General features: G+C 68.8%; 24 protein-coding genes. 16 read left to right on the top strand and 8 right to left on the bottom strand.

Going from position 1 to position 25,970, the window contains the following annotated elements; all coding sequences use genetic code 11:
• The first annotated feature begins 4 nt into the window (after positions 1 to 4).
• From ED92_RS05090 to ED92_RS05065, 6 genes are read left to right on the top strand one after another with little or no spacing between them, the layout of a single operon-like run.
• Complete coding sequence (locus tag ED92_RS05090; RefSeq protein ID WP_037333479.1) at positions 5 to 244, top strand: acyl carrier protein; 240 nt, start codon at positions 5 to 7, stop codon at positions 242 to 244.
• A complete protein-coding gene (locus ED92_RS05085) occupies positions 244 to 969 on the top strand; it encodes an SDR family NAD(P)-dependent oxidoreductase (RefSeq protein ID WP_020632875.1) in 726 nt (241 codons plus the stop codon). The genes ED92_RS05090 and ED92_RS05085 overlap by 1 nt, the downstream gene beginning before the upstream one ends.
• The gene (locus ED92_RS05080) at positions 969 to 2,378 is read left to right on the top strand and encodes an AMP-binding protein (protein WP_037333476.1); all 1,410 of its coding nucleotides are present in this window, start codon (positions 969 to 971) and stop codon (positions 2,376 to 2,378) included. The genes ED92_RS05085 and ED92_RS05080 overlap by 1 nt, the downstream gene beginning before the upstream one ends.
• Positions 2,375 to 3,427, top strand: coding sequence for an acyl-protein synthetase (locus ED92_RS05075; RefSeq protein WP_037333474.1), 1,053 nt, complete (start codon positions 2,375 to 2,377; stop codon positions 3,425 to 3,427). The genes ED92_RS05080 and ED92_RS05075 overlap by 4 nt, the downstream gene beginning before the upstream one ends.
• Complete coding sequence (locus ED92_RS05070) at positions 3,424 to 4,665, top strand: acyl-CoA reductase (RefSeq protein WP_037333471.1); 1,242 nt, start codon at positions 3,424 to 3,426, stop codon at positions 4,663 to 4,665. Before ED92_RS05075 ends, ED92_RS05070 begins: the two co-directional genes overlap by 4 nt.
• Before the next feature lie 34 nt (positions 4,666 to 4,699).
• Positions 4,700 to 5,674, top strand: a complete 975-nt coding sequence (locus ED92_RS05065; RefSeq protein ID WP_037333469.1) for a lysylphosphatidylglycerol synthase transmembrane domain-containing protein — start codon at positions 4,700 to 4,702, stop codon at positions 5,672 to 5,674.
• A gap of 60 nt (positions 5,675 to 5,734) precedes the next feature.
• On the opposite strand, the gene ED92_RS05060 is transcribed toward ED92_RS05065, so the two are convergent.
• Positions 5,735 to 7,678, bottom strand: a complete 1,944-nt coding sequence (locus tag ED92_RS05060) for a DUF6541 family protein (RefSeq protein ID WP_052120283.1) — start codon at positions 7,676 to 7,678, stop codon at positions 5,735 to 5,737.
• Positions 7,679 to 7,938: 260 nt separating this feature from the next.
• Here ED92_RS05060 and ED92_RS05055 point away from each other — a divergent pair, with 260 nt between their 5' ends.
• The gene (locus tag ED92_RS05055) at positions 7,939 to 9,549 is read left to right on the top strand and encodes a hypothetical protein (RefSeq protein ID WP_037333467.1); all 1,611 of its coding nucleotides are present in this window, start codon (positions 7,939 to 7,941) and stop codon (positions 9,547 to 9,549) included.
• On the top strand, positions 9,546 to 10,994 hold the full coding sequence (locus tag ED92_RS05050; protein ID WP_037333464.1) for a hypothetical protein: 1,449 nt from the start codon (positions 9,546 to 9,548) through the stop codon (positions 10,992 to 10,994). The genes ED92_RS05055 and ED92_RS05050 overlap by 4 nt, the downstream gene beginning before the upstream one ends.
• Here the strand turns inward: ED92_RS05050 and ED92_RS05045 are convergent.
• Positions 10,964 to 12,202, bottom strand: coding sequence for a hypothetical protein (locus ED92_RS05045; RefSeq protein WP_235213233.1), 1,239 nt, complete (start codon positions 12,200 to 12,202; stop codon positions 10,964 to 10,966). The two genes, ED92_RS05050 and ED92_RS05045, sit on opposite strands and share 31 nt — an antisense overlap.
• A 104-nt stretch (positions 12,203 to 12,306) precedes the next feature.
• On the opposite strand from ED92_RS05045, the gene ED92_RS05040 reads away from it, so the two are divergent.
• Positions 12,307 to 13,041 carry a 1-acyl-sn-glycerol-3-phosphate acyltransferase gene (locus ED92_RS05040; RefSeq protein ID WP_037333460.1) on the top strand — a complete coding sequence of 245 codons (735 nt, stop codon included), beginning with the start codon at positions 12,307 to 12,309 and terminating at the stop codon, positions 13,039 to 13,041.
• 10 nt (positions 13,042 to 13,051) lie between these two features.
• On the opposite strand, the gene ED92_RS05035 is transcribed toward ED92_RS05040, so the two are convergent.
• Positions 13,052 to 13,867 carry an HAD family hydrolase gene (locus ED92_RS05035; RefSeq protein ID WP_235213196.1) on the bottom strand — a complete coding sequence of 272 codons (816 nt, stop codon included), beginning with the start codon at positions 13,865 to 13,867 and terminating at the stop codon, positions 13,052 to 13,054.
• A gap of 66 nt (positions 13,868 to 13,933) precedes the next feature.
• On the opposite strand from ED92_RS05035, the gene ED92_RS05030 reads away from it, so the two are divergent.
• On the top strand, positions 13,934 to 14,827 hold the full coding sequence (locus tag ED92_RS05030; RefSeq protein WP_037333453.1) for an LLM class flavin-dependent oxidoreductase: 894 nt from the start codon (positions 13,934 to 13,936) through the stop codon (positions 14,825 to 14,827).
• Positions 14,828 to 15,110: 283 nt separating this feature from the next.
• Here the strand turns inward: ED92_RS05030 and ED92_RS05025 are convergent, their stop codons facing one another.
• Positions 15,111 to 17,120 (bottom strand): DUF6541 family protein, encoded by a 2,010-nt coding sequence (locus ED92_RS05025; protein WP_037333450.1) that lies wholly within the window; start codon positions 17,118 to 17,120, stop codon positions 15,111 to 15,113.
• 81 nt (positions 17,121 to 17,201) lie between these two features.
• On the opposite strand from ED92_RS05025, the gene glf reads away from it, so the two are divergent.
• The 5 genes from glf to ED92_RS05000 all read left to right on the top strand — a co-directional run bounded on the left by glf (position 17,202) and on the right by ED92_RS05000 (position 21,903).
• Entirely contained in the window at positions 17,202 to 18,428 is a 1,227-nt protein-coding gene (gene glf, locus ED92_RS05020; RefSeq protein WP_037333447.1) for a UDP-galactopyranose mutase, read from the top strand.
• A complete protein-coding gene (locus tag ED92_RS05015) occupies positions 18,421 to 18,936 on the top strand; it encodes a phosphatase PAP2 family protein (RefSeq protein ID WP_037333445.1) in 516 nt (171 codons plus the stop codon). The genes glf and ED92_RS05015 overlap by 8 nt, the downstream gene beginning before the upstream one ends.
• Entirely contained in the window at positions 18,933 to 19,892 is a 960-nt protein-coding gene (locus tag ED92_RS05010; protein WP_037333443.1) for a decaprenyl-phosphate phosphoribosyltransferase, read from the top strand. Before ED92_RS05015 ends, ED92_RS05010 begins: the two co-directional genes overlap by 4 nt.
• Positions 19,893 to 19,990: 98 nt before the next feature.
• Positions 19,991 to 20,359 carry a hypothetical protein gene (locus ED92_RS05005; RefSeq protein WP_037333440.1) on the top strand — a complete coding sequence of 123 codons (369 nt, stop codon included), beginning with the start codon at positions 19,991 to 19,993 and terminating at the stop codon, positions 20,357 to 20,359.
• Between the two features lie 38 nt (positions 20,360 to 20,397).
• A complete protein-coding gene (locus ED92_RS05000) occupies positions 20,398 to 21,903 on the top strand; it encodes a hypothetical protein (protein ID WP_037336038.1) in 1,506 nt (501 codons plus the stop codon).
• Positions 21,904 to 21,977: 74 nt separating this feature from the next.
• Here the strand turns inward: ED92_RS05000 and ED92_RS04995 are convergent, their stop codons facing one another.
• Genes ED92_RS04995 through ED92_RS04980 form a run of 4 tightly spaced genes read right to left on the bottom strand, consistent with a single transcriptional unit; the run spans position 21,978 to position 25,383 of the window.
• Positions 21,978 to 22,571 (bottom strand): hypothetical protein, encoded by a 594-nt coding sequence (locus ED92_RS04995; protein ID WP_037333438.1) that lies wholly within the window; start codon positions 22,569 to 22,571, stop codon positions 21,978 to 21,980.
• Positions 22,571 to 23,257, bottom strand: coding sequence for a hypothetical protein (locus tag ED92_RS04990; protein ID WP_037333435.1), 687 nt, complete (start codon positions 23,255 to 23,257; stop codon positions 22,571 to 22,573). Before ED92_RS04990 ends, ED92_RS04995 begins: the two co-directional genes overlap by 1 nt.
• Positions 23,258 to 23,260: 3 nt before the next feature.
• Positions 23,261 to 24,016 (bottom strand): decaprenylphospho-beta-D-erythro-pentofuranosid-2-ulose 2-reductase, encoded by a 756-nt coding sequence (locus tag ED92_RS04985; protein WP_037333433.1) that lies wholly within the window; start codon positions 24,014 to 24,016, stop codon positions 23,261 to 23,263.
• Positions 24,013 to 25,383 (bottom strand): FAD-binding oxidoreductase, encoded by a 1,371-nt coding sequence (locus ED92_RS04980; protein WP_037336036.1) that lies wholly within the window; start codon positions 25,381 to 25,383, stop codon positions 24,013 to 24,015. The genes ED92_RS04985 and ED92_RS04980 overlap by 4 nt, the downstream gene beginning before the upstream one ends.
• Before the next feature lie 101 nt (positions 25,384 to 25,484).
• On the opposite strand from ED92_RS04980, the gene ED92_RS04975 reads away from it, so the two are divergent.
• A complete protein-coding gene (locus tag ED92_RS04975) occupies positions 25,485 to 25,967 on the top strand; it encodes a GtrA family protein (protein ID WP_037333430.1) in 483 nt (160 codons plus the stop codon).
• Positions 25,968 to 25,970: the final 3 nt, after the last annotated feature.

Here is a 25,970-nt window from a genome sequence, read left to right as displayed (position 1 = left end):
GGACATGGCGGAAGTCGCCGGCAAGCTGCGTGAGGTCTTCGTCGAGGCGCTGGACCTCGACGGCGAGGTCGACGTCGAGAACCTGAAGTACCGCGACATCGAGGCCTGGGACTCGGTCGGTCACATGGCGCTGGTCGCGGCCATCGAGGACGAGTTCGATGTGGAATTCGACACCGACCAGGTGATCGACATGTCCAGCTTCAAGGTCGCCGTCGACATGGTGACCGACCTCCAGAACAAGTGATGCTGGACGGCAAGGTCGCCCTGGTCACCGGGGGTACCCGGGGTATCGGGCTGGCCACCGCGCGGGCGCTCGCCGAGGCGGGCGCCACCGTCGTGCTGACCGGCCGCGACGAGGCGAAGGCCAAGGAAGCGGCGGCCGCGGCGGGGGCCGCGAGCGGGCTCGCCCTGGACGTCACCGACGCCAAGGCCGTGTCGACGCTGGTCCGCGGGGTGGCCAAGGAACACGGCAAGCTCGACATCGTGGTCGCCAACGCCGGGATCATGGAGGACGCGCTCCTCGGCATGATCCGCGAGGAACTGGTCGACACCACGCTGAGCACGAACGTCGCCGGCACACTGCACACCGTCCAGGCCGCGGCCAGGGCGATGATGCGCAAGAAGACCGGCGCCATCGTGGTGCTGGCTTCGATCGTCGGCGAGCACGGAAGCGCAGGTCAGACGGTGTACGCGGCCTCGAAGGCGGCGGTGGCGAACATCGCGCGTTCGGCCGCGAAGGAACTCGGCCGGTCCGGGATCCGGGTCAACGCGGTGGCGCCCGGTGTCATCGACACCGACCTGACCTCCGGCCTGACCGAGGACGCCAAGGCCGAGAACATCGGCAAGACCCCGCTGGGGCGCCTCGGGACGCCCGAGGACGTGGCGAACGCGATCCGGTTCCTCGTCAGTGATGACGCTTCGTTCATCACCGGGCAGGTGCTGGGCATCGATGGAGGATTAGTTCTCTGATGACCCTTCTGGGTGTGGGTGCGCGACTGATCGACGTCACGAGCGGCAGGACGCTCGAGGGCGAGGAACTCGACACCGAGGTCACCCGCGTGGGTGCCGCGTTGTCGCTGCTGCCGCCTGGCGCGCTGTTCGCGCGCATGTCGGTGGACCTCTCCAGCGTCCTGAACTACCTCGGCGCGTTCGAGGCGGGCCGCGCGATCGCGCTGATCGACCCGGCGCTGGACGCCGACGTCCTGGCGGGGCTCATCGAGCGCTTCCGCCCGGCCGCCGTGCTGTCCGCGCCGGACGCGCCCGCCCCCGAGGGGTACGCCGTCTCCGACGGCCACTGGGTCCGGGAGTCCGCCGAAGGGGTCGAGCCGCATCCGCATCTCGCGGTCCTGCTGCCGACCAGCGGTTCCACCGGGAATCCGAAGCTGGTCCGGCTCTCCCGTGGCGCGGTGTACGCCAACGCCGACGCGATCGCCGAGGTACTCGGCATCGACCGCCACGAGATCGCGCCGACCAGCCTCCCGCTGCACTACAGCTACGGCCTGTCCGTGCTGAACTCGCATCTCGTCCGCGGCGCGACCGTGGTCATCGAGCCCTCCGGCGTGCTGGGGCGCGGGTTCTGGGACGCGGTCAACGAGCACAAGGTCACTTCGCTCGCCGGGGTTCCGTACCACTACGAGATGTTGCGGCGCCTCAAGTTCGACCCGGCGAAGTACCCGACGTTGCGCACGCTGACCCAGGCGGGCGGCAAGCTGCGCGACGATCTCGTCGCCCAGTTCAACGACAAGATCCGCGAGGTCGGCGGGCGGATGTTCGTGATGTACGGGCAGACCGAGGCCGCCCCGCGGATGACCACCGTCCCGGCGGAACGGCTCGCGGAGAAGCTCGGTTCGGCCGGGCCCGCGCTGCCCGGCGGTTCGTTCGCCATCCGGCGCGAGGACGGTTCCGAGACCACGCATCCGAAGATCGTCGGCGAGGTCGTCTACCGCGGGCCCAACGTGATGATGGGGTACGCCGAGGACGAGGCGGGGCTGGCCGCGGGCGACGAATACGGTGGCGTGCTGGCCACCGGCGACCTCGGCTACCTCGACGAGGACGGGTTCCTCTACATCACCGGACGCCTCAAGCGGATCGGCAAGGTCTTCGGCAACCGCGTCAGCCTGGATGATCTCGAGCACGCCGTGCGTTCGGCTTCGGTGGGGATCGACGTCGTGGCCGCCGTCCCGGCCGGGGACAAGGTCGTCCTGTTCGCCGAGTTGCCCGAGGGCGACGGAGCCAAGGCCATCTGCAAGGACGCCGCGAAGGCGCTGTCCGAGCGGCTGCACCTGCACACCAGCGGGTTCGACGTCCGCCCCATCGACACCGTGCCGTTGCTCGCCAGCGGCAAGATCGACTACCGGTCGCTGGAGGCCCAGGTATGAGCGTCTTTACGTTGTCCCAGGCCGAGCGTGAGAAGCATCTGCTTCCGCAGCTCGCCGAACTGACCGCGCACCACCGCGAGAACTCCGAGGGCTACGAGCGCATCCTGTCGTCGCTCGGCATCGCGCGGGACGCTTCGTTCAGCTCCATCGCGGATCTGCCGTGGCTGCCGGTGCGGATGTTCAAGACGCACGACCTGCGCAGCATCCCCGAGTCCGAGATCTTCAAGACGCTGACCTCCTCGGGCACCACCGGCGCGGGCGCGTCCCGGATCTACCTGGACAAGGACGCCGCCGGCGCGCAGACCAAGCAGCTCGGCGCCACCCTTCAGGAGGTCCTCGGCGGCGAGCGCCTGCCGATGCTGATGGTCGACACCATCGGCATCATCAAGAACCGCCGCTCGTTCTCCGCGCGCGGCGCGGGCGTGCTGGGCATGGCGAACTTCGGCCGCAAGCACACCTACGTGCTCGACGAGAACGACCAGCCGGACGTCGAGGCGGTCAAGACGTTCTTGGCGACCTACGGCGACAAGCCGTTCCTGATCTTCGGCTTCACCTTCATGGTGTGGCAGTACCTCTACGAGGTCGCCCGCGAGCACGAGCTGGATCTCTCCAACGGGATCCTGATCCACTCCGGCGGCTGGAAGAAGCTGATCGACCGCGCGGTGGACAACACCGAGTTCCGCCGTCGCTTCAAAGAGGACACCGGGCTCACCCGGATCCACAACTACTACGGGATGATCGAGCAGATCGGCACCGTGTTCCTCGAAGGACCGTCCGGGAACTCGTTGTACTGCCCCGATTTCGCCGACGTGGTGATCCGGAACCCGGAGACCTGGGAAGAGCAGCCGGTCGGCGAGCCCGGGGTGATCGAGGTCGTCAGCACGCTGCCGCGTTCGTACCCGGGCCACGTCCTGCTCACCGAAGACCTCGGTGTCTACAACGGGATCGACGACGGCGACTGGCCGGGTAAGCACTTCTCGGTCATGGGCAGGCTGCCCAAGGCCGAGGCCCGCGGTTGCTCGGACACCTTCCAGGGAGCGGCGGCATGAGCCTGAACCAGCGTTTTCCGATCGGCGACGCGATCGAGGTCTCCTCGCTGGTCGAGGAGCTGCGGGCCGAACCCGTCGGCGGACGGATCCGCGTCGGCGACCCGCGTGTCGTCGAGTTCCTGACGAAGTTCGCGCGCAAGCTGCTCGCACCCGCGACGGCCCGTCGTTTCCCGGAGCTGGCTTCGCTCGGTTTCTTCCTGCGCAAGGGAGAGATCGCCAAGGCACTGTCCACTTTGGAGACTTCCGGTGACGCGCTGCGCTTCCCGCGCGGGCTGGTCTTCCACGTGCCGCCCGCCAACGTCGACACGATCTTCGTGTACTCGTGGGCGCTTTCGGCACTGGCGGGCAACCACAACGTCGTCCGCGTCTCCTCGCGTTCGGCCGGTGCCGCCGAAACGGTGCTGGAAGCACTGAACGCCGCACTGTCCGAAGTGGACGCCGACACCGCCGCCGCGATCACCGCGACGCAGCGCATGGTCACCTACGACCGCAGCGACGCGATCAGCGGCGCGCTGTCGGTCGCCGCGGATCTGCGGGTGATCTGGGGCGGCGACGCCTCGGTCGCCGCGCTGCGCAAGTACCCGCTCGCGCCGCACGCCCGCGACCTGACCTTCCCGGACCGGTCGTCGTTCGCGGTCGCGTCGGTGCGCGGCTGGCAGAACGCCTCCGAGGCCGAGCGCCGCGGTGCCGCCGAGGGCTTCTACAACGACTCGTACTGGTTCGACCAGGCCGCTTGCTCGTCGCCGCGCGCGGTGTTCTGGGTCGGCGAGGAAGACGGCGCCCGCGAGGCAGGGCAGGAGTTCCGGAAGCTGCTCGCCGAGGTGCTGGCGACGAAACAGCACGTCACCGAGCCCGCCATGGCCGTGCAGAAGCGGGTTTCGGCGTACGGCGCGGCCGTCGACGGGCTCGTCAGCGGCATCGAGTTCCAGGGCAACGGCATCGCGACCCTGGAGCTGGCCGACCCCGCCGTCCTGCCACGCGAATGGCTCGGCGCGGGCACTTTCGCCAACGCGCGCGTCGACACGCTTTCCGACCTCGTCCCGATCGTGCTCCGCAAAGATCAAACCGTCGGTCAATTCGGCTTCACCAAAGAAGAATTGACGGAATTCGTGACGGAATTGGCCGGCCGTGGCGTCGACCGTGTCGTTCCCTTCGGCTCGGCCCTGACGTTCTCCGCGATTTGGGACGGCTACGATCTGCTGACCGAGTTCAGCCGCTTGGTGACCGTACAGGCCTGACCTGCGGTGACGAGGTAGCAGCAGAGGAGGTTCAGTGACGACGGTCGAAACGCCCGAAGAGGACACTTCGGTTTCCGTAAAGCAACCGAAATCCACCAAGGCGAAGATCCTCGACGTCGTCCGCTGGATCGCCATCCTGCTGGTCGTCGGTTTCGCGGCGAAGACACTTGTCACCAATTGGGGTGAATTCTGGCGGACCTTGTCCGAGGTCGCGTGGGAATCCTCCACGTTGAGCCTGCTCGCGCTCATCGCCGCGATCATGGTGTCGACCTACGGCTGGCAGGTCATGGTCGACGACCTCGGCAAGCCGATCGGTTACGCCCGCGGCGCGCAGATCTGCCTGGTCGGCTCGCTCGGCAAGTACGTGCCGGGTTCGGTGTGGGCGTATCTGCTGCAGATGGAGCTGGGCCGCAAGGCCGGGCTCGCCAGGGCCCGGATCTTCACCGGCTCGCTGATCCAGCTCGGCGTCGGTGTGGTGTCCGCGCTGGTCGTCTCGCTGCTCGCGGCCCCCGCGGTGTTCAGCAACAGCCCGCGGGCGATGTGGCTGTTCGTGCTCATCCCCGTCGGGCTGGCGATGCTGCACCCGCGCGTGCTCACCTGGGGCACGTCGCTGGTGCTGCGGATCCTGCGCCGCCCGCCGCTGGACCACCGGCTGAGCTGGTCGGTCGTCGGGAAGGTCTTCGGCTCGTCGACGGCCGCGTGGGCGCTGCAGGGTGTCCACCTGTGGCTGCTGGCGAACTCCGTCGGCACGCCGGGCTTCAGCGGTTTCGTGCTGTGCGTCGGCGCGATGGCGGTCGCGATGACCGTCGGGACGTTCGCGTTCATCCTGCCCAGCGGGGTCGGCGTCCGCGAGGTCGCGCAGGTCGCCGTGTTGACCGCCTCGGGTCTCACTGTCGTCCAGGCGACGGCCTTCGCCATCGCCTCGCGGGTGATGTTCACCGTCGCCGACCTGATCACCGCCGGCGGTGCCGCCCTCTCGGCCCGCCTCGTCACCCACCCCCGCAATTAGTCGACTAATTGCGGCTAACAACTCGCGTCGGTCGCAGACGTAACGACCGCAATTAGTCGACTAATTGCGGGGGTTCAGGCGGTAGATCACCGCGTCGGGGTTCCGGTACACCTCGGTCACGAAGTTCAGCCCGTCCAGATCGCGCAGACCCGCCTGGCGCGGGGCGCCGGTCGGGTAGCCGTACTGCCCGAGGATCACCCACCGCACGTTCAGCCGCGCCACCGCCGCCCGCACCTGGGCGTTCGACGGGTACTCGCGGAAGTGCCATTCCAGCAGCCGCGCGTCCGACGGCGACAGCGTCTCGTCGAAATGCCCGGAAGTCGTGCGGACGCCGGAGAGCGCGTAGGTCCACACCGTCCCGTCCAGGCGGTCGTTCAGCGCGCGCTCGCCGGGCTTCGCGAACTCGGCGAGCTTCTCCATCGCGACGACCTCGTCCGGGCTCACCGGCAATTTGTGCTGGTCGATACCGGGGGTGTTCGCGTAGCCGGGCGCGACTTTCGCCGCGTTGGACGGCGCGTAGAAACCGTTGCTGAGGAAGGCGAACGCCCCGAACACCGCCACCGCGACGGCGAACGCGGGCACCTTGCGGTGCGCGATGTTGTCCCGCAGCCACGCCTGCGTCTCGGCGAGGCCGTGCGCCGCGATGATCGACAGCGGGATCGCCGCCATCGACATGAACCGGTACGGGTCGTTCCACCACGGCCGGGACAGCGCCAGCACGAGCGGCTGCTCGGACGACGTCACCGCGATGTAGGCGAGCCCGGTGATCAGCGCCGTGACCCCGATCCAGCGCAGCGCGCCCGCGCGCGAGAAGAAGATGAAGCCCAGCAACAACGCCACGGAAAGCCAGATCTGCGGATACGGCTCGTGGTGCTGGAAGCCGAGCAGCGCGCCGAGCGCGGTCGTCGCCCGCCATTCGACCGGCCAGCTGCGGTAGGGCACCTCGCCGCTCGCGAGCCCGATCGCGCCGAACAGCTGCAGCCACGCCACGAGGATCGCGACGACCCCGACGATCGCCAGCGCGCGCAGGTCACGCCCGATCCGCCGCCACCGTTCCCCGGGCGCGATCCACCGCTGCAGCAGGAGCGGGCCGGCGAACAGGATCGCGCCGAACAACGCCGACGAGTGCACGCACAGCAGTCCGACGGCGCTCACCAGCAGCACGAATCCGGTGTCGGGTGCGGGACGGTCGAGGTACCGCTTCACCGCGACGGCGGCCAGCGGCGTCAGCGCGAGGCCGAGCAGGAACGGGAGCAAAGGTCCCCTGCTCATCGATTCGTACAGGCCCATCACCGGCGCGATCGAGACGAGGGCGACGGCACCCGCGAACACCGCGCGTCCCCGGAACACGCGCACCATCGTGACCAGCGACAACGCCAGGAGCGCGGGCAGCAGCGCGGTGTTCACGTCCAAGGCCAGCGGGATGGTCGCCGGGCTCAGCAGGTACACCACGGACGCGAGCAGGTGGTACGCGTTGGGGTAGAACACCGGCGCCGCGTCGCCGTACCAGTTCACCTCGCCGGTGCCGAACAGGCTGCCGTCCCCGGTTTCGGCGATCTGCCGGACGCCGTTCGCGTGATACACCGCGTCGAACCCCTGCGGGATGGCGTCCAGCCTGCCCATCCCACGGACCACCGCGTACATCCCGACGGCGGCCGCGAGCAGCAGGCAGGCCCCGACGGCGAGGTGCCCGGAGCGTCCCCACAGCGGTTCTTCCGGCGCGGGCGGCCACCGGCGCAGCGTGAGCCGCCGCAGTCCGAACGCGACACCGGCGAACAACGCCGTCGCGACCGCGTACGTCACGGGAGTGAACGGCAGCCCGAGCGCGGCCGCCCACGGGCCCGCGAGCCCGCCGATGGCGTAACTCAGCAACGGCGTCATCCCCGCGAGCACCCAGCCGCGCAGACCGGCGGCGAGACCGGTGAGCAGACCGGGAAGGCCGATGACGAGCAGCGCGACGACCACCGTGAGGACGTCGGCCGACAGGGAGGTGTGGGTGGGCACGGGCTACCTCGGCTGGGGAATCCGCACAGAACCCCCGAGGTGCGGAACGGAATGGGAAGCCAGATTAACCACCGGGGACCGATACCCGAAGGAGGCACATCCCGACGGGGAAAACCGCGTGCCTCCGTTTACTCGGCGCACACGTCGATCGCCCATTCGTGTCAATTGGCTGCGCCGAAAGAAACACCTTGGCGCGGTGATCGATACTTGACCGTAGTCTTTTCGCATACGGAGCGCTCGGCCCGGGAGGGTGGGATCAGGTGGTGGTCGCGCTTGTCGTCGCCTGGTCCGCGGTCGCGATCTTCGTGCTGGTCGCCTGGCCCAAGATCGGCGTGGACAAGGGCCGGCGTGCCGCCGCGCTGATGCTGATCCTCGGTTTCTCGCTGGTGCACCAGCTGGTGTTTTCGACCATCGCGGAAGACGCGTACATCACCTTCCGATACGCCCAGAACATCGCCGACGGCAATGGGCCGGTGTTCAACACCGGCGAGCGGATCGAGGGGTACACGAATTTCCTCTGGATGATCGTGATCGCGTTGCCGAAAGCCGCTTTCGGGGCCGATATCGAGACCTCCGCGGTCGTACTCGGCATTCTCGCCACGCTCGGCGCCGTCCTGCTCGCGTACGTGACGGTGAACCGGGTGGTCGCGCGGGCCGCGGGTGAGCCGCGGCCCGCCTACGGGGTGGCCGCCGCGGTGCTCGTCGCCGGTGCCGGAGGCCTCGCCGCGTACGGCGGCTCCGGTACCGAGACGCCCTTGTTCGTGCTGCTCGTGTTCGGCGTCTTCGCCGCGCTCGCGGCCCGGCGGCCGGTGGTCGCGGGGGTGCTCGTGGCCTTCGCGATGATGACGCGTCCGGCGGGGATCCTGCTCGCGGTGCTGGTGGGCTGCTGGCTGGTCGTCGCCGCCCTGCGCGGCCGGTACACCTGGTGGTCGCCGGTGGGCTGGCTGCTCGGCGGGCTCGTCTTCGCCGCGCCCTGGACGGCCTGGCGAGTGACCTACTACGACCATGTCCTGCCGACCTCGGTCGTCATCCCCTTCGACCTCGGCCTCCAGTCCCGGATCGACCGCGGGTGGCAGTACCTGTCGGGTTTCTCCGTGGTCCACCAAGGATTCCTGCTGCTCGGCCTGATCTCGGTGGTGGCGCTGTCGCTGCGCCGCACCGGCCGGACCCCGCACGAGGCCGAAGCCCGGTCGCTGATCTGGCTGATGCTCGCCACCGCCGTCGCGCTCACCGGGTTCGTGGTCTTCTTCGGCGGCGACGCCGCGCCGGCCTGGCGTTTGCTGGCGCCGATCCCGCCGCTGCTGTCGGTGGCGGCGGTGTCGGTCTACGGCGTGCTGACGGTGGCCGCGAAGCCGAGCCCCCGGCCTCGGCCGCCGATTCAACGGCTGATGCCCGCCGCCGCGGTGGCACTGTCCGGGCTCGCGGTGCTGGTGTCGGTGTTCAGTCCGGAGATGCTGGGCCGGGTGCGCGCCTGGCACGACCACGGCGCGCAGATGGAGGAGATCGGCCGCTGGCTCGATGCCTACCTGCCGCCCGGTTCGGTCGTGAGCACGTCGGCGCCCGGCGTGCTGTCGTATCACGCCGGGACGCAGCTGCAGATCGTCGGCGTCCGCGGTCAGACGGAGGAAGCGGGCGAGGCCGTCGTCTCCCGGCGCCATCCGACGATCGCCGTCATCACCGACAGCGGCTATTCGGCGAAGCAATCCTGCGTGATCGACCCGGCGTACGCGGCGAGGTACCGCGTCGCGACCTTCGCGCGTGAAGGAAGCTCGTCGTGGATCACCGTGTTCCTGCGGGCGGACGTCGAGCGGGTGGTCAGGGCGGCCCTCGACCGCTCACCCGATTTCCGCCACGTACCGTGCCCTGCGTGAGTGTCGTTTCCCCCAGCAGACCGGCAGCGCTCGAAGCATCGTCGCGCCTGTTCGGCGTCGGCGTTTTCGCCGCCGCGCTCACCGTGCTGCTGGCTCGTTTCCTCGTGCCGAGGCCGGTCGGGATGGCCGACAACGGTGACGGTTTCCGCGTGCTGTGCGGCGCGGGCATCCCGTGGAAGGGCAAGCCGGAGGGCTTCGTCCACCTCGCCTACACCGTCCCGGCAGGCGAATGCGACGCCACCTACCTCCTGACCCAGAGCTGGTTCGCGCGGATCGCGCGGTCGATCGGCGGCGTGCTCGGCCTCGAATCGACGCTCAGCCTGGTGGTGCTCGGCGTGCTCACCAGCGTCCTCGCCGCCGCGGCGGTCGCGCTCATCGTCGTCGGGCTGCCGTACTCGCGCCGCGTCCGCGGCTTCGCGGCCGTCGGGCTGCTGCTCGTCGTCGCGGACTCGGCGTTCTTCGGCTACTTCGCGTCCGTGCTCGGCGAAGGCGCCGCGTTCCTCGGTCTCCTGCTCGCCGTCGGCGGTCTCCTGGTGTCCGCGAGGCCGGACTGGTGGCGCTACGCGGGCTTGGCCGTGCTGCTCTTCGGCGGCGTGATCGCGGTCAACGCCAAGGTCCAGACGCTGATGATCCTGCCGTTGCTCGCGCTCGCCGCGCTGCTCGTCCGCCCGGCGGGCGTCCGCGGCCTGAAGCGCTGGCTCCCCGTCGTGTTCGTCATCGGCGCGCTCGCCGGGGGAACGGCCTACGCGCAGCAGACCGTCGAGCCCGCGAAGCTGCCCGACGGCTCTCTCGCCGCGCGGCCGGGCGACGATTCGCGCGAGATCAACATGTTCAACACGATCTTCTTGACCATTGTGGACGGTCGGCACGACACCGAAGCCGACCTCGCCGCGTTGGGATTGCCCGCCTCGTTCGGCCAGTACGCGGGCAACGGCTGGTGGCATCCGAAGCCCGCGACGCTGGACCCCGAGTACCCGAAGTACCGCGAGCAGATCAGCAGGCGCAACGTCGTCGAGTACTTCGCGACGCATCCCTTCCGCACCGTCGAGATCCTGGACCGCGCGGCGGGCGATCTGCTCACCGCGCGGCCGCCCTACCTCGGCAGCTTCGACCAGTCGGCCGGCTTCGCCCCGGAAACGCAGGAGTACCGCGTCCCGATCGTCTCGACCGCGACGAAACTGCTGGCGCCACTGGGTTTCTTCGCCCTGCTGCCGATATGGGCCCTGATCGCCTGGCGTGGCTGGAAGACCCGGCGCACCGCGGTGGGTGTCGTGCTGGGCTTCCTGCTCGCCGTGGCCGCCGGGCAGTTCGTGCTGGCGGCGCTGGGCGACGGACTGGAGAACGTCAAACACCAGGTGATCGCGCTGTACTGCACGCTGCTCGGCGTCGTCCTGGCGGTGGTGACCTTCGCGCGTCAGGACGAGTTGACGTCCAACGTCCCTTGATGGGGGCGGAAGCCGCCGAACACGGAGCCACGGGCTCGCAGCGGTGTCTTCGGGAACGACACCAGCGCGGCGAAGATCAGTAGTGCGACGGCGTCGACCCAGAACACCGCCGCGCCCGTGACGATCCGCAGGTTCACCGCGATGTACAGGAAGAACAGCACGCCGACCCAGAGCCGCCGTCCTTCACCTCGCTGCTGGTCGAGCACGAACGCCGCGAGCGCGATGATCAGCGGCGCCATCATCACGAACACCCGCGGGGTGTCGGTCGCGACGAGCCGTCCGGCCAGACAGCAGGCGAACAGCCAGATACTGGAGACCAGGAGTTCGGCGCGCAGGCCGTGGCGGCGATACTGCTGGTAGAGGCCGTAGCCGAAGACCAGCCAGAAGAAGTGGAACGTGGCGAACAGTTCGACCTGGCCCGCCCCCTTGCTCGCGTTGAGCGCGAACCGGATGTTGTCGAGCAGGCCGCTGTTCGACTGGCCCGCACCGAAGCCGTAGTCGCCGCCGATGAGGTTCTGCGCCCAGATCCGGTAGCCGATGTAGACGCCGATGGCGACCACGACCACGACGACACCCCCGAGCACGTCGCGATCGCGGAACCGGCGGCCGCGGATCCACGCGAGCAGCGGGTACAGCGGCGCCAGCAGGAGCGTCGTCTCCTTGTTGACCGCGCCGAGCACGATGACGATCGCGAACGGGATCAGCTTGCGCTGGAGGACGAACCAGATCGCGAGCAGGTAGAGCAGGTTGTTGAGCGGGTCGACCAGCCAAGGGTTGCTGAAGGCGTAGGGCGCGTACCAGAACGTGCAGGCCAGCGCGACGGACGCGAGCACCGAGGTGAACAGCTGCAGTTTCAGGTACGAGCGCAGGAACTCGAAGAAGACGAAGAGCGTGACGAGCGTGACCAGGAAGGTGAACGCGACCCAGAGGACATCGAGGGACAGGCCGGTCAGGAGATTGCCGCGGTGGACGATCCACGGGCTCAGCATCCGCAAGGCGAACGGGTTCTCGACGGCCACGCCGGTCTGCTCGGACATGCGGTAGTAGTTCACCGCGTCTCCCCAGGCCTGTTCGTGCGGCTTGGGGAACTTCGGCATGAACGAGATCAGGTTGATCAGGGAAACCGTGCTCAGCGCGAGATAAGCCCAAAGGCGCTGAGCGCCGGGTCTGCCTCTCGGCATGAGGGTGATTTCGGAGGTTTCGTGCATCACCTGGGCATTTTAGGGTAATGACCTGCGGTGATCGGACGAAAGGCGGTATGTGACCTACGCGACCGTAGGTTGGTTACCCTACGGTAGCGTAACCTGAACGAATGGCTGAGCTCGTTTACCCGCCCGTCATCATGGCGGCGAAGTTGATGTTCCGGGTGCTGGACAACCGCATCCGGGTGGAGGGGACCGAGCACATCCCGTCGAAGGGCGGGGCGGTCATCGCCTGCAACCACGTGAGCTATCTCGACTTCATCTTCTGCGGCCTCGGCGCCCAGCCGGCGAAACGCCTGGTCAGGTTCATGGCGAAGAAGGAGATCTTCAGCAACCGCGTCGCCGGACCGCTCATGCGCGGCATGCACCACATCTCCGTCGACCGCGGCGCGGGTCTCGCCTCGTACCGGGAAGCCGTCGAGCGCCTGAAGGCCGGGGAGGTCGTCGGTGTGTTCCCCGAAGCGACGATCAGCCGGTCGTTCACCGTGAAGGACATCAAATCCGGCGCCGTCCGGATGGCCGCCGAGGCGGGTGTCCCGGTCGTGCCGATGGCGCTGTGGGGCACGCAGCGGCTGTGGACCAAGGGCCGCCCCAAGGACCTCACCAAACGCCACGTCCCGATCTCGATCCTCGTCGGCGAGCCGATGCACCCGAAGGCCGACGAAGACGCCGAAGTCCTTTCGAAGGACCTTCGCGTGCGGATGTCGGCGCTCGTGGACCGCGTCCAGGCCGACTATCCGGAGAAGCCCTCTTCCGACGACGAGCGCTGGTGGCTGCCCGCGCACCTCGGCGGCACCGCGCCGACGCCGGAAGAGGCCGCGAAGCTCGACCGCGAAGGCCGCTAGGCAGGTCGTCTCAGAACCAGCGCTCCAGCACCTGCGCGACGCCGTCCTCGGAGTTCGGCCCAGTCACCTCGTCGGCGACGTCGAACACGTAGCGATGCCCGTTGGCCATCGCGACACCGTGACCGGCCCAGCCGAGCATCTCGACGTCGTTGGGCATGTCCCCGAACGCGATCACGCGCTCGGCGGGCACGTCCAGCCGCTCGCAGACCTCGGCCAGCCCGGTCGCCTTCGTGATGCCGTGCGCGGCGACCTCGATCAGGCCGGTGTCGGTCGAGTACGTGATGTCGACGGAGCCGTCGAGCACCTCACGCGCCGCCCGCGCCATCTCGTCGGAGCTCATCCCGCGCCTGCTGATCAGCAGCTTGATCGCCGGATGCCCGATCACCTCGGCCCGCGGCGCCTCCGCGCCCTCGTGGTTGCCCCACGGATTGTGGTAGTCGGGCTCGATCACGAAGCTGCGTACGCGCGGGTCCTGCGCGGACTCGCCGACCCGTTCCGCGGCGAACCGGCAGCCGGGAAGGGCGTGATCAAGAGCACTCACGGTGTCGTGCAGCAGGGCCGGTTCGAGCTGGCCGTGGACCGCCACGATCCGGTCCGTCCCGATCTCGTAGAGCACCGCGCCGTTCGCGCAGACCGCGTAGCCGGTGAGGCCCAGCGGGTTCGCGATCGGGGCGATCCAGCGCGGCGGACGGCCGCTGGCCAGCACGAAGGGGACTCCGTCCTCGGTCACCCGCCGGACGATGTCGATCGTGCGTTCGGACAGGACCTCCAGCGGGGCGAGCAGGGTGCCGTCGACGTCGGAGGCGATCAAGAGGGGCTTTTCCACCGGCACATTGTCCCCGAAGATCCGCCCATCGGGCGAAGTGTCGGTCTGGACCAGTACCTTCCCGGTGTGCGCGTAGGCATCGTGATCCTTCCGGAAGATCGTTGGTGGGCGGCCGAGCCGAAATGGCGGGCCGCCGAGGAGTACGGCTTCGACCACGCTTGGACGTACGACCACCTCGGCTGGCGGACCCTCGTCGACGGCCCGTGGTTCAGTGCGATGCCGACGTTGACGGCGGCCGCGATGGTGACGTCGCGGATCAGACTGGGCACCTTCGTGGCGTCGCCGGTCGCCCGGCATCCCGTGCCGTTCACCCGCGAGCTGACCACCCTCGACGACATCTCCGACGGCCGCTTCATCCTCGGCGTCGGCGCGGGCGTCCCGAACACCAACTACGACGCCACCGTGCTCGACGGCCCCGAACTGTCGGTCAAGCAGCGCACGGACCGTTTCGCCGAGTTCGTCGAAGCGCTCGACGGGCTTTTGATGACCGACGGCTTCGACTTCGAGGGCGAGTACTACCGGGCCAAGGGCGCGCGGAACCTGCCGGGCTGCGTGCAGCGACCGCGGCTGCCGTTCCTCGTGGCCGCGAACGGCCCCCGCACGATGACGCTCGCCGCGCGGTTCGGCGCGGGCTGGGCCACCACCGGCGTCAAGGCGGAAACCCAGGACGAGTGGTGGAAGGGGGTCGCGGAGCTCGTGAAGACCTTCGACGAGCGGCTCGACGCCGTGGGCCGGGACAAGGCGAGCGTGCAGCGGTTCCTGAGCCTCGACGCGGCGCCGGTCTTCTCGCTCGAGAGCGTGGGCGCGTTCACCGACGCCGCCGGGCGGGCCGGTGAACTCGGGTTCACCGACATCGTCACGCATTGGCCGAGGTCCGGCGACTACTACGTCGGCCGCGAGTCGACGCTCGAAGAGGTCGTGAGCGACGTACTCCCGGTACTCCAGGGAAGAAGCTCTTAGGCCGATCGGGTGACGTTGGCGAGCCGGGTAAACCGGTTCCGCCCAGTAGTCGTCTGAAGAACAAGTACAGCGAGTGGGTGTGGCCGACGACGGCTGCCCCTCATGGGTCACCCCGGGGGTGAATGGGGGACGAAAGGCTCGCGTGGTCGCGGCAGGGGCAGTCCGCGACCACGCGAGCCTTTTATCTTTTCCGACCCGACACCGGTCCGGATGTCATGAAAGGGCCGTTCAGGACAAAAGATGTCCTGAACGGCCCTTTCATGACATCCGTGAAGGGCTGCCGTCAGCGAGTCAGCGTGTAGATCGAAGCGCCCGCGTTCGAGAAGTCCTTCCGCAGGAAACCCAGCCCGTCCAGATCCCGCAGCCCCGGCGCCGGCGGCTCGCCGATCTTGATCGGGGTGCTCCCGATCAGCACGTGCTTGATGTTCAGCCGCCGCACCGCGGCCCGCACCTCGGGATCGGTGTCGTAGTCGCGGAAGTGCAGTGCCAGGTACTTCGCGTCCGGCGGCGGCACACCCGGGTCGTAGTGCCCGGCGACCGGGTGGATCCCGGTGATCGCGTACAGCCACGCCGTCCCGTCGAAGCGCTCGTTGAGCACCTTCTCGTCCGGTCCGATGTTCATCTTGGTCAGCTCGTTCATCGCGGCCAGTTCGTCGGCGCTGACCGGCGGCGTGACCTCGCCCTCGGGCCCGTTGTAGTACAGGAACGACACCGCGTGCGCGTTCGACTCGGTGTAGAAACCCTTGGTCAGCACGGCCGACGCGGCCACGACGAACACGGCGGTCGCCAGCCCCAGCCTGGCGGGCAGCGCGGGACGGCTCTTCACCCAGGACCGGCCGCTCGCCCACTTCGCGAACCAGCGCTGCAGCTCCGCCATCCCGTGCCCGGCGAGCAGGCACAGCGGGATCGCGGCGAGCGCCATCAGCCGGTACCGGTCGTTCCACCAGGGCCGCGACAGCGAGATCACCCACGGTTCGGCGCCGAACGAGGCGACCAGTACGAACAGCGCCGAGAAGCCGATCGCCGAAAGCCCCACCCAGCGCATCCGCCCGAGCCGGAACAGGCTCAGCACGCCGATCACCAGCAGCACCGTCAGCCACACCTGCGGCGCGCTCAGCACCTGCCGGAAGGTCACCAGCAGCCCCAGCGACTTCAGCACCGGCAGGTCGGAGCCCCACGCGTAATAAGGGTATGAACCCGAAGTGAACTTCAGGGCGCCGAGGATGTGCGGCGCCGCGAGCAGCCCGCTGCCCGCCATCACCGGCACCATCTTGACGACGTCGCCGCCGATGACCCGCCAGCCGCCGCGCCCCTCGGGAACGCCGTCGAGCGGCTTGTGCCGCAGCGCGCGGTACCAGCGCTGCACCACCAGCGGGAAGGCGAACAGCAGCGCGCCGAACAGGGCCGACGAATGCGCCGCCAGCAGGCCGACCGCGGTCAGCGCGAGCACGTAACCGGTGTCGAGGCCGGGCCGCGCGAGGAAGCGGGCCAGCGCGACCACGGCCAGCGGCGTCAGCACGATCCCCAGCGCGAACGGCAACAGCCCGCTGGACACCGACTCGTACGCGCCGGTGGTGGCCGCCGCGGCCACCAGCGCCGTGCAGCCCGCGAACACCGCCCGTCCGCCGAGCTGGCGGATCAGGGCGACCATCGACAGCGCGAAGATCCCGGCGACCGGCATGGTGATGGCGTTCAGCGTGACCGGGATCGTCGTGCCCGAGATCGAGTACACGAGCGAGCCGACCAGGTGATACGCGTTCGGGTAGAACGAGCCGTCCGGGTACCAGTTGATGGTGCCCATCCCGGTCAGCGAGCCGTCGCCGGTCTCGGCGATGTAGCGGATGCCGTTCGCGTGGAACACGGTGTCCCAGCGCTGGAACACCGCCGTCGTGCCGCCGCGGGCCGAGAGCACCACGAGGATCGAGATGCCGACGGCCAGCGCGACGCAGGCCGCGACGGCGTAGTGCGCGCGCGGGTGCCACTTCGTCGGCGGTTCCTCGGCGCCCTGCTTGATCCAGCCGCGTGCCTGGCCCAGCTTCCGAAGGCCGAAGCCAAGTCCGGCGAGCACTGCCGTGACGGCCGCCACGGTCAGGGGGTTGTACGACACGCCCGCGAGTGCCAGCCACGGACCGGCCAGTCCGGTTACCGTGTAGGACAGCAGCGGGGCCAGCCCCGCCAGGGCCCAGCCACGCAGGCCGGCGGCGCGGCCGACGAGCCCGCCGGGGACCGCGAGGACGGCCAGGTAGGTGAGGGTCGCACCGAAGTACGACCAGAAGGTGTCCGGAGTAGGCACTGCTTCCTAAATGTGTCTGTCGAAGGTGAAAACCGGTGCTCGCTGCAGGGCACGGAGTCGACGTGCGTACCCTCGACGCCCGTGAGCGCGCACACGAACCCCGACAAGATTACTGAAGCCGATTTCACCGGCTACGACCTCATCGTGGTCGGGTCCGGATTCTTCGGGCTGACCGTCGCCGAACGGGCCGCGGCCGAGCTCGGCAAGAAGGTCCTCGTGCTGGAGCGGCGTCACCACATCGGTGGCAACGCCTACTCCGAGGCCGAGCCCGAGACCGGGATCGAGGTGCACCGCTACGGTGCGCACCTGTTCCACACCTCCAACAAGCGTGTGTGGGAGTACGTCAACCGCTTCACCGACTTCACGAACTACCAGCACCGGGTGTTCGGCAAGTACCAGGGTCAGGTGTACCCGCTGCCGATGAACCTGGCGCTGATCAACCAGTTCTTCGGCAAGTCGCACACCCCGGACGAGGCCCGCGAGCTGATCGCCAAGCAGGCGTCGGAGTTCGAGACCGCGAACGCGCAGAACCTCGAGGAAAAGGCCATCTCGCTGATCGGCCGCCCGCTCTACGAGGCGTTCATCCGCGGCTACACGGCCAAGCAGTGGGAGAACGACCCGAAGAACCTCGGCGCCGACATCATCACCCGGCTCCCGGTCCGCTACACCTTCGACAACCGCTACTTCAACGACACCTACGAGGGGCTGCCGGTCAACGGCTACACCGCGTGGCTCGAGAAGATGGCGGAGCACGAGAACATCGAGGTGCGGCTGAACGTCGACTACTTCGACGTCCGCGAGCACATCCCCGCCGGCACCCCGACCGTCTACACCGGGCCGCTGGACCGCTACTTCGACTACTCCGCGGGCCGCTTCACCTGGCGCACGGTGGACTTCGAGTCCGAGGTCGTCGAGACCGGTGACTTCCAGGGCGCCTCGGTCGTCAACTACAACGACGAAGAAGTGCCCTACACCCGGATCATCGAGTTCCGGCACTTCCACCCGGAGCGCAAGCACTACCCGAACGACAAGACGGTCGTGTTCCGCGAGTACTCCCGCTTCGCCGGCGAGGCCGACGAGCCGTACTACCCGATCAACACGCCGGAGAACCGCGAGAAGCTCGAGGCCTACCGCGAGCTGGCGAAGGCCGAGGCCAAGAACAAGAACGTGCTGTTCGGCGGCCGTCTCGGTACCTACAAGTACCTCGACATGCACATGGCCATCGGTTCGGCGCTGTCCGCGTTCGACAACAAGATCGCGCCGCACCTGACCGATGGCGCGCCTCTCGACGGGTCCCTCGATGCTTGAGAAGGGCGCACCCACGGGTGAGGTAGCCGTTCTCGCGAAGGCTCAGGGCGTCCTCAAGAGCGACGTCACGGTGAAGGCGGCACGCGGTCTTTCGCACTTCGGCGAGCACAGCGCGGGCTGGTTCGCGCTGGGGCTCGTCGGGGCCGCGGTCGACAAGAAGCGCCGCAAGGACTGGCTGGTCGCGGCGGCGGGCGTCGTCGGCGCGCACGCCGCGTCCATCGCGGTGAAACGCGTGGTCAGGCGGCCGCGACCGGACCACCCGAGCGTCGAGGTCCTGGTCTCCACGCCGAGCAAGCTGAGCTTCCCGTCCTCGCACGCGACTTCGACTACGGCGGCGGCGGTGCTCTACTCCGGATTGACCGGGCGTAACCTGGTCCCGGCCCTGGTACCGCCGATGCTGGCCTCCCGGCTCGTGCTCGGCGTCCACTACCCGACCGACGTTCTGGCCGGAGCGGCCCTTGGGGGCGTAGTCGGCGGCTTGATACGTAGGAAGCTGAAGCGACGATGAGTGAAACGACCGAGAAGGCCGATTCCAAGCCTGACGACGTAGAACCCGTGGCCGAGGCCGCCGAAGGAAAGAAGGTCGCCGGCGGTCTCGTCGGCGGCATCATCAAAACGGCACGCCCACGCCAGTGGGTGAAGAACGTGCTGGTGTTCGCCGCACCGTTCTTCGCCTTTTCGAAGTCGACGGACCGGACCGGCCTGCTGATCGCCGCGCTGATCGCCTTCGCGGCGTTCTCGCTGGTGGCCTCCTCGGTCTATCTCATCAACGACGCGATCGACGTCGAGGCGGACCGGGCGCACCCGACCAAGCGGAACCGGCCGATCGCGGCCGGGATCGTGCCGGTGCCGGTGGCGTTCGTCGCGGCGGGCGTGTTCTTCGCCGCCGGTCTCGGCATCTCGTTCTTCGCCAGCTGGCAGCTCGCGGTCGTGCTGGCGGTCTACGAGGCCGTCCAGCTCGGCTACTGCTTCGGGCTCAAGCACCAGCCGGTGGTCGATCTGGCCATCGTCGGCTCGGGCTTCCTGATGCGGTCGATCGCCGGTGGTGTGGCCGCCGGTATCGCGCTTTCGCAGTGGTTCCTGCTGGTCACCGCGTTCGGCTCGCTGTTCATGGTGGCGGGCAAGCGCTACGCCGAGATCATGCTCTTCGAGCGCACCGGGGCGAAGATCCGGTCTTCGCTCAAGAAGTACTCGGCGAGCTACCTGCGGTTCGTCTGGGCGACGTCCGCGGCGATCCTGATCATGTCCTACTGCCTGTGGGCCTTCGAGATCCGCCAGGTCGAGCACGACTCGGTCTGGGCGGTCGTCTCGATGGTGCCGTTCGTGGTGGCCGTCCTGCGCTACGCCGTCGACGTCGACGGCGGCAACGCGGGCGAGCCGGAGGAGATCGCGCTCAAGGACCGCGTGCTCCAGGTGCTCGGCGCGAGCTGGGTCATCACGCTGTTCCTGTCGTTCTATCTCTGATTCGACAGCTCACACACAGCGCATCCATAGGAAGCGCACGCATCCTCGGTGATGGGGGCGGGCACACAGCCCGCCCCCATCAGCCTGAGGAGCGAAAGATGACCGACCAGCAGCGGCCGCCCGAAGACGAGGACAAGACGGTCGAGCAGCCCGCCGCCGAGAAACCCGCCGAGACCCCGGCCGCCGCCCCCGCGGGCCCGCCGCCGGGCTGGGTTCCGGCGCAGCAGGCTCCGCCCGCGAAGGGCGGTTTCCGCCGCTTCGCCGGGCACCGCGCGACGCAGCTGGTCGCGGTCGGCGTACTCGGCTTCGTCCTCGGTGGCGGCATCATCGGTACCGCCGTCGGACTGGCTTCCCGCGACGGCGACCGGCCCGGTTTCTCCCGTGAACACCGTGGCCCCGGCGGACATGGCATGGATCGCGACTTCCGTGACGGCCCCGGCTGGCGTGACCAGCGCCACGGCGGGTAGATAACGGAATCATCACGGCACCGTGTACGGTGTTCGTGATGCGAAGCGCCTCCGCTGATCTGCCCCAGGCTCCCGGTGCGCTGCCGGGAGCCGCCGTCCTTACCCGACCCTGGGTGCTCCCGGCCGGGGCGGCGGTGGCGTCGGCCCTGGTGTTCGTGCTGGTCAGCGGGCATTTGATCGACGACACGTACATCACGCTCTCGTACGCGAAGAACCTCGCCTTCCACGGCCACTGGGGCCTGATCGAAGAAGGCACCGCCAACACCGCGACGTCGCCGCTGAACGTCCTCGTGCTGGCGCTCGTCACCTTCATCGTGCGAGACGCCGTCTTCGCCGCCGGGATCGTCTTCGTCGCGAGCCAGGTGGCGCTCGTCCTCGGCCTCCGCCGGATCGGCGCCGCGACCGGCCTCTCGGGTTGGTTCGCCCCGCTCGCGCTGGGCCTGCTGCTGGTGAACCCGCTGCTGCTGTCGTCGGTCGGCCTCGAAGTCGCCCTCGGCGCGGCGGCCGTCGTCTGGACGATGGTGTTCCTGCACGAACGGCTGCCCGCCGCCGCGGGCGCGATGATCGGCCTGATCGCGCTGATCCGGATCGATCTGCTGCTGATCGCGTTCGTGCTGTTCCTCGGACGCCGCGAATTCTGGGTGGGCATCTGGCGGATGACGTTCGCCGCGCTCGCGGTGATGCTGCCGTGGTTCGGGTTCAGCTGGCTGGTGCTGGGTTCGGCGGTGCCGGACACCCTGGTCATCAAGATCATGCAGCGTTCGTGGGGACCGTTCAGCTTCACCAACGGCCCGCTGCTGTACTGGCGCAACTTCCCGGTGGCGGCGACGCTTTCCTTCCTGCCGCTCGTGATCGGCGCGCTCGCCGGTCTACTGTGGACGTTCCATTTCCGGCGCGGCTCGGAGCGGGCGAAGCGCCTGCTGCCGTTCGCGACCCTCGCCATCGCCGGCGCGGCGCACTATCTGGCCTACTGCTGGCTGAACGTTCCGCCGTACCACTGGTACTACGCGCCCAGCATCATCGGCGCGACGGTCTTCCTCGCCGCCGCGGCCTGCGCGGTACCCGGCCGGGCCCGGCTCGGGGCGGGGATCCTCGCGGGCGCGTTCCTGCTGACGAGCGCCGTCGCCTACGCCGCTCCCGAACTGCCGCGGCGGTTCGCGCCCATCACCAGCAATCACGCCGCGTCGGACGAATACCGCGCGATCGGCTCGCAACTGGCCGAACTGACCAAGGGACGCAAGGTGGAGAGCGCGGGCGAGGTCGGCGCGCTCGCGTACTCCTGCGATTGCGACATCGTCGACCAGTTCTCCGACCGCGGCTCCGTCGACCCGGCGATCATCGAGACGAAGAACCGCAGCAGCGAGCTGGGGAAGGCGCTGCTGGCGGCGAACTTCCGGTTCTTCGACCACAGCGTCCCGCCCGCGACGCCGGATCTGGTGCTGGCCACCACCAGCAAGGCCCCGCCCGCGAACGCCCTGGCGACCTGGACCATTCACTCGCCGTGGATGGGCACGCAAAGCCTGTGCCTCCTCCCGGCCCGCTAACCCCCGCATTTCGTCCTCTGAATGCGGTAGTTGGCATCGCGAACTACCGCATTCAGAGGACGAAATGCGAGGGGTCAGCGGCGGGAACGGGCCCGGTCGGCCTTCGTGACGGCCAGCATGTCCCGCTGGTAGACCACGGACCCGTCCGCGAAGACGAACTGGAGCACCGGGCGTGGCGGGAAACTCCGTCCCAGGTAGAGCGCGGAGACCGAACGCACCACCCCCGACGGCATCTCCTCGAAGGTCCGGAACGGCTGCGCGGGATCCTCGCCCTCCAGCAGCCGCGCCGGGTACACGACGGCCAGCCGCCGATCCGAAAGCGTCAGCCGCGCCTCGCCCTTGCCGCCCGCGAGATGGTCCGCGAGCCGCACGGCGGTCTGGTCCGCGGTCCGCGCGACGACCCAGTACGCGATCGTCGGGTCGTCGGTCCAGTCGCCTTGGAGAACGTCCGAAGCGGGCAGCGGCCACCGCGTCTTCCCGGTCACCGCGGGGGTTTCCCGCGACGCCGAATAGGGCAGCGTGAGCTCGCCGTCCAGCACGAGACCCACATAACCGTGCGCGGGCGGGCAGCCGATGATCAGGCGTTCTCCGGGCGCGAGCCAGAACCGGTGCAGTTCCCGTTCGACGATCTCATCGACGGACTTCGCCATCGGAAGCGTGTTCTCCATCAGCTCACCGTCACCGAGTGGAGCCAGGCGAACTGCCGGGGATCGTCGCAGTCGAACAGGAAATCCATCCCCGATCCGTCCACAAAGGACGCGCGGAGACACGGGCGCCGCTTCTTGCCGTGCTCGGCGACGGCGAACCCGGCGATCGACTGGCGCGGGATCTCGGCGCACGGCACCATCTCGTGCCGCGCGATCGGGACGCCCGCCGCGTTCTCGCCGTAGGTCTTCGTGGTCATGATCGCGGCGATGTCCTTGCCGAACCCGATCGCCTTCGACAGGAAGGACTTCTCCGAGGGCTTCTCCGGCGTGACGGCCTTCTCCAGCACCAGCAGCCGCGCGCTGGTGAGCGCCCACAGCCGTGCGAGCGAACCGCTCGTGGACAGCCCCCGTACCGCCGCGTGCGCGAGGCCGCCCTGCTCGCCGAGCACGATGACCTGCGGCGACGGCGGATTCGACCGGCCGCTGTCGTCGCCCCCGCCCAGCGCCGCGCCGACCATGTCCCCGGCGAAGTTCGCCGCGCCTGACCCGAGCTTGCTCAGCACGCTCTTCTTCGGCACACCCCAGGGATCGAGGCCGCGCACGTCGTAGTTCAGCGTCCGGCCGTACGCGGCCCACAGCAGCCGTTCGCCCGGGCGCAGTGAAGGCAGGGCCTGTGACGCGGCCCCGAGCGGATAGCCGAGGTTCATTCCTTAGATCGGCAGCTTCCGGAAGATCGGCCGGGGGATGTGCCGCAGAGCCGACATGACCAGCCGGAACGGCGCGGGCGACCACACCAGTTCCTTGCCCGCGCGCGAGGCGGCGACGGCGGTCTCGGCGACCTGCTCGACGTCCACCGTCAGCGGGGCGTCCTTGAGGCCTTCGGTCATCTTGGTCCGGACCTGGCCGGACCGGACGACGGTGATCTGCACGCCGAACTCCGCCAGCGCCTCGCCGAGGCCCAGGTAGAAGCCGTCGAAACCGGCCTTGGAGGAGCCGTAGACGAAATTCGACCGGCGGACCCGCTCACCGGCGACCGAGGACAGCGCGATGACCTTGCCGTGCCCCTGCGTCTTGAGCTTGTTCGACAGCGCGACCCCGACCGACACCGCGGCCGTGTAGTTCACGGTCGCCGCCTCGACGGCCTTCGCGTGGTCCTGCCACAGCTCTTCCTGGTCGCCGAGCAGGCCGAACGCCACGACGGTGACGTCGATGTCGCCACCCTCGAAGGCCTTGTCGAGCACGCCGGGGTGGGTGTCCAGTGCCTTGGCGTCGAAATCGACGGTGGACACTTCGGCGCCCTTGTCCTTCAGGCGCTGAGCGGCCGCGTCGAGCCGCGGCGACTGGCGGCCGGCCAGCACGACCCGGAGGGGCCGCTCCGACAGGTACTTCTCCGCGATCGCGAGCGCGATGTCGGAGGTGCCGCCGAGCAGCAGCAGGGACTGGGGGTTGCCCACAGCGTCGATCACAGTTCCAACCTTCGGGACATGTCAGAGGCGAAAACGCCTTCGGGGTCTACGGAAGCGCGGACCTTGCGCCATTCCTCGAGCCGCGGGTACATCTTCGCGAAGTTCTCCGCGGAGGTGCGCGAGTCCTTCGCCGTGTACAGACGGCCGCCGAGGGCGAGCACGTCCTCGTCGAGTTCCTGGCAGAACCGGTTCAGCCCGTCCTTGATCGGGAAGTCGAGGCAGACCATCCAGCCGGGGTGCGGGAACGACAGCGGCGCCGCGTTGCCCTCGCCCATCTGCTTGAACACGTTGAGGAACGACACGTGCCCGGAGTCGGCGACCTTCTGGATGATCCGGCGCAGCGGCTCGTGCGCGTTCAGCGGCGTGCTGAACTGGTACTGCAGGAAACCCTTGGAGCCGTATGCCCGGTTCCACTCGCCGAACAGGTCGAGCGGGTGGTAGAAGGCGGTCAGGCTCTGGATCTGGTCGCGCGCGTTCTTCGCGGTCTTGCGGTAGTACAGCTCGCCGATCGCGGAGAACGACAGCTTGTTCGCCAGCCCGTTCGGGAACACGTCCGGCAGGGTCGCCAAGGTGCCCGGGTTGAACTTGAGCGGGTCGGCCCGCAGCTTGGGCGGCAGTTCGTCCAGTTTGGCGAGCGAGCCGCGCTGGAAGGCGGCGCGGCCGAGCTTCGCGCCCCTGGAGATCGAGTCGAACCAGCCGGAGGAGTACGTGTAGTTGTCCTCGGAACCGTCGGTGACCAGCGCCAGCGTCTCGTCGAGGTTCGCGGTGCGCTGGATGTCGGCCTTGAAGTAGGCCGTCTCCGTCTTCGTCATCCGGATCTTGGCGCGGACGATGATGCCGGTCAGGCCGATGCCGGCCACGGTCGCCCAGAACAGCTCCGCGTCGGGGCCGTCCGGCGTGATCGTGCGCACCTGCCCGTCGGCGGTGACCAGGTCCATCGACACCACGTGGTTGCCGAAGCTGCCCGCCGAGTGGTGGTTCTTGCCGTGGATGTCGTTGGCGATCGCGCCGCCGATGGTCACCTGGCGCGTACCCGGCAGCACCGGGACCCACAGGCCGTACGGGAGGCCCTCGCGCATCAGCTTGTCGAGGCTGACCCCGGCGTCGAGGTCGACGATGCCGGAATCCGGGTCGATCGAGTGGATACGGTCCAGCGCGGTCATGTCCACGACCAGGCCGCCCGCGTTCTGCGCCGGGTCGCCGTACGAGCGGCCGAGACCACGCGCGATGACCCCGCGTTCCCCGGCCCGCGTCACCGCGCGGGCGATGGCTTCCACGTCGGGGGTGCTCAGGACGTTCGCGATACTCGGCGACGTCCTCGCCCAGCCCATGAGCGACTGCCGCTGTGTCTCGGGTGCTTGGGTCACGCCGACCAGGGTAACCACGCCGAACACTGCCCGGAACGTGACCCTGAAGTGCTCGCTTCTACACTTTGCGCATCAGCCCCAGCAGTTTATGAGGTAGAGCAGTGGTGGCGACCGACCCGAAAGCCGGCGTGACGGCAGCAGCGCCGTCCTCCCCTGGGCTGCTCGGGCAGCTCATCCGCTTCGGCCTCATCGGCGGTTTCTGCGCCCTGGTCGATTTCGGCGTCTACCAGGGGCTTCGTGCCCTCGGAATGGACGCGACGCCGTGGGTGGACATCGCCCGCGCGCTCAGCTTCATCGTGGGCACCACGACCGCCTTCTTCCTGAACCGCAAGTTCACCTTCGCCGGTGGACGCCAGGAGGGCGCGCGTCAGATCGGTAGCTTCGTGCTCTTGTACGCCGTGACGTTCCTCGTGGCCGTCGGCGTCAACCGCACGATGCTGCACGTCCTGCCGGAGTCGGCCTGGAAGGCCACCTTCGGCTGGGTCGTCTCGCAGGCAACCGCGACCGTGATCAACTTCGTCATGCTCAAGTGGGTCGTCTTCCGTGAGCCCCGCGCCACCGCCACCAGCACAGAGGAGAACTGAGGA

This window comes from Amycolatopsis sp. MJM2582 (genome assembly GCF_000754115.1).
Lineage (GTDB): Bacteria > Actinomycetota > Actinomycetes > Mycobacteriales > Pseudonocardiaceae > Amycolatopsis > Amycolatopsis japonica.
The sequence above is the reverse complement of the archived record's forward strand: the minus strand, read 5'-3'. Positions and strand labels throughout refer to the sequence as shown.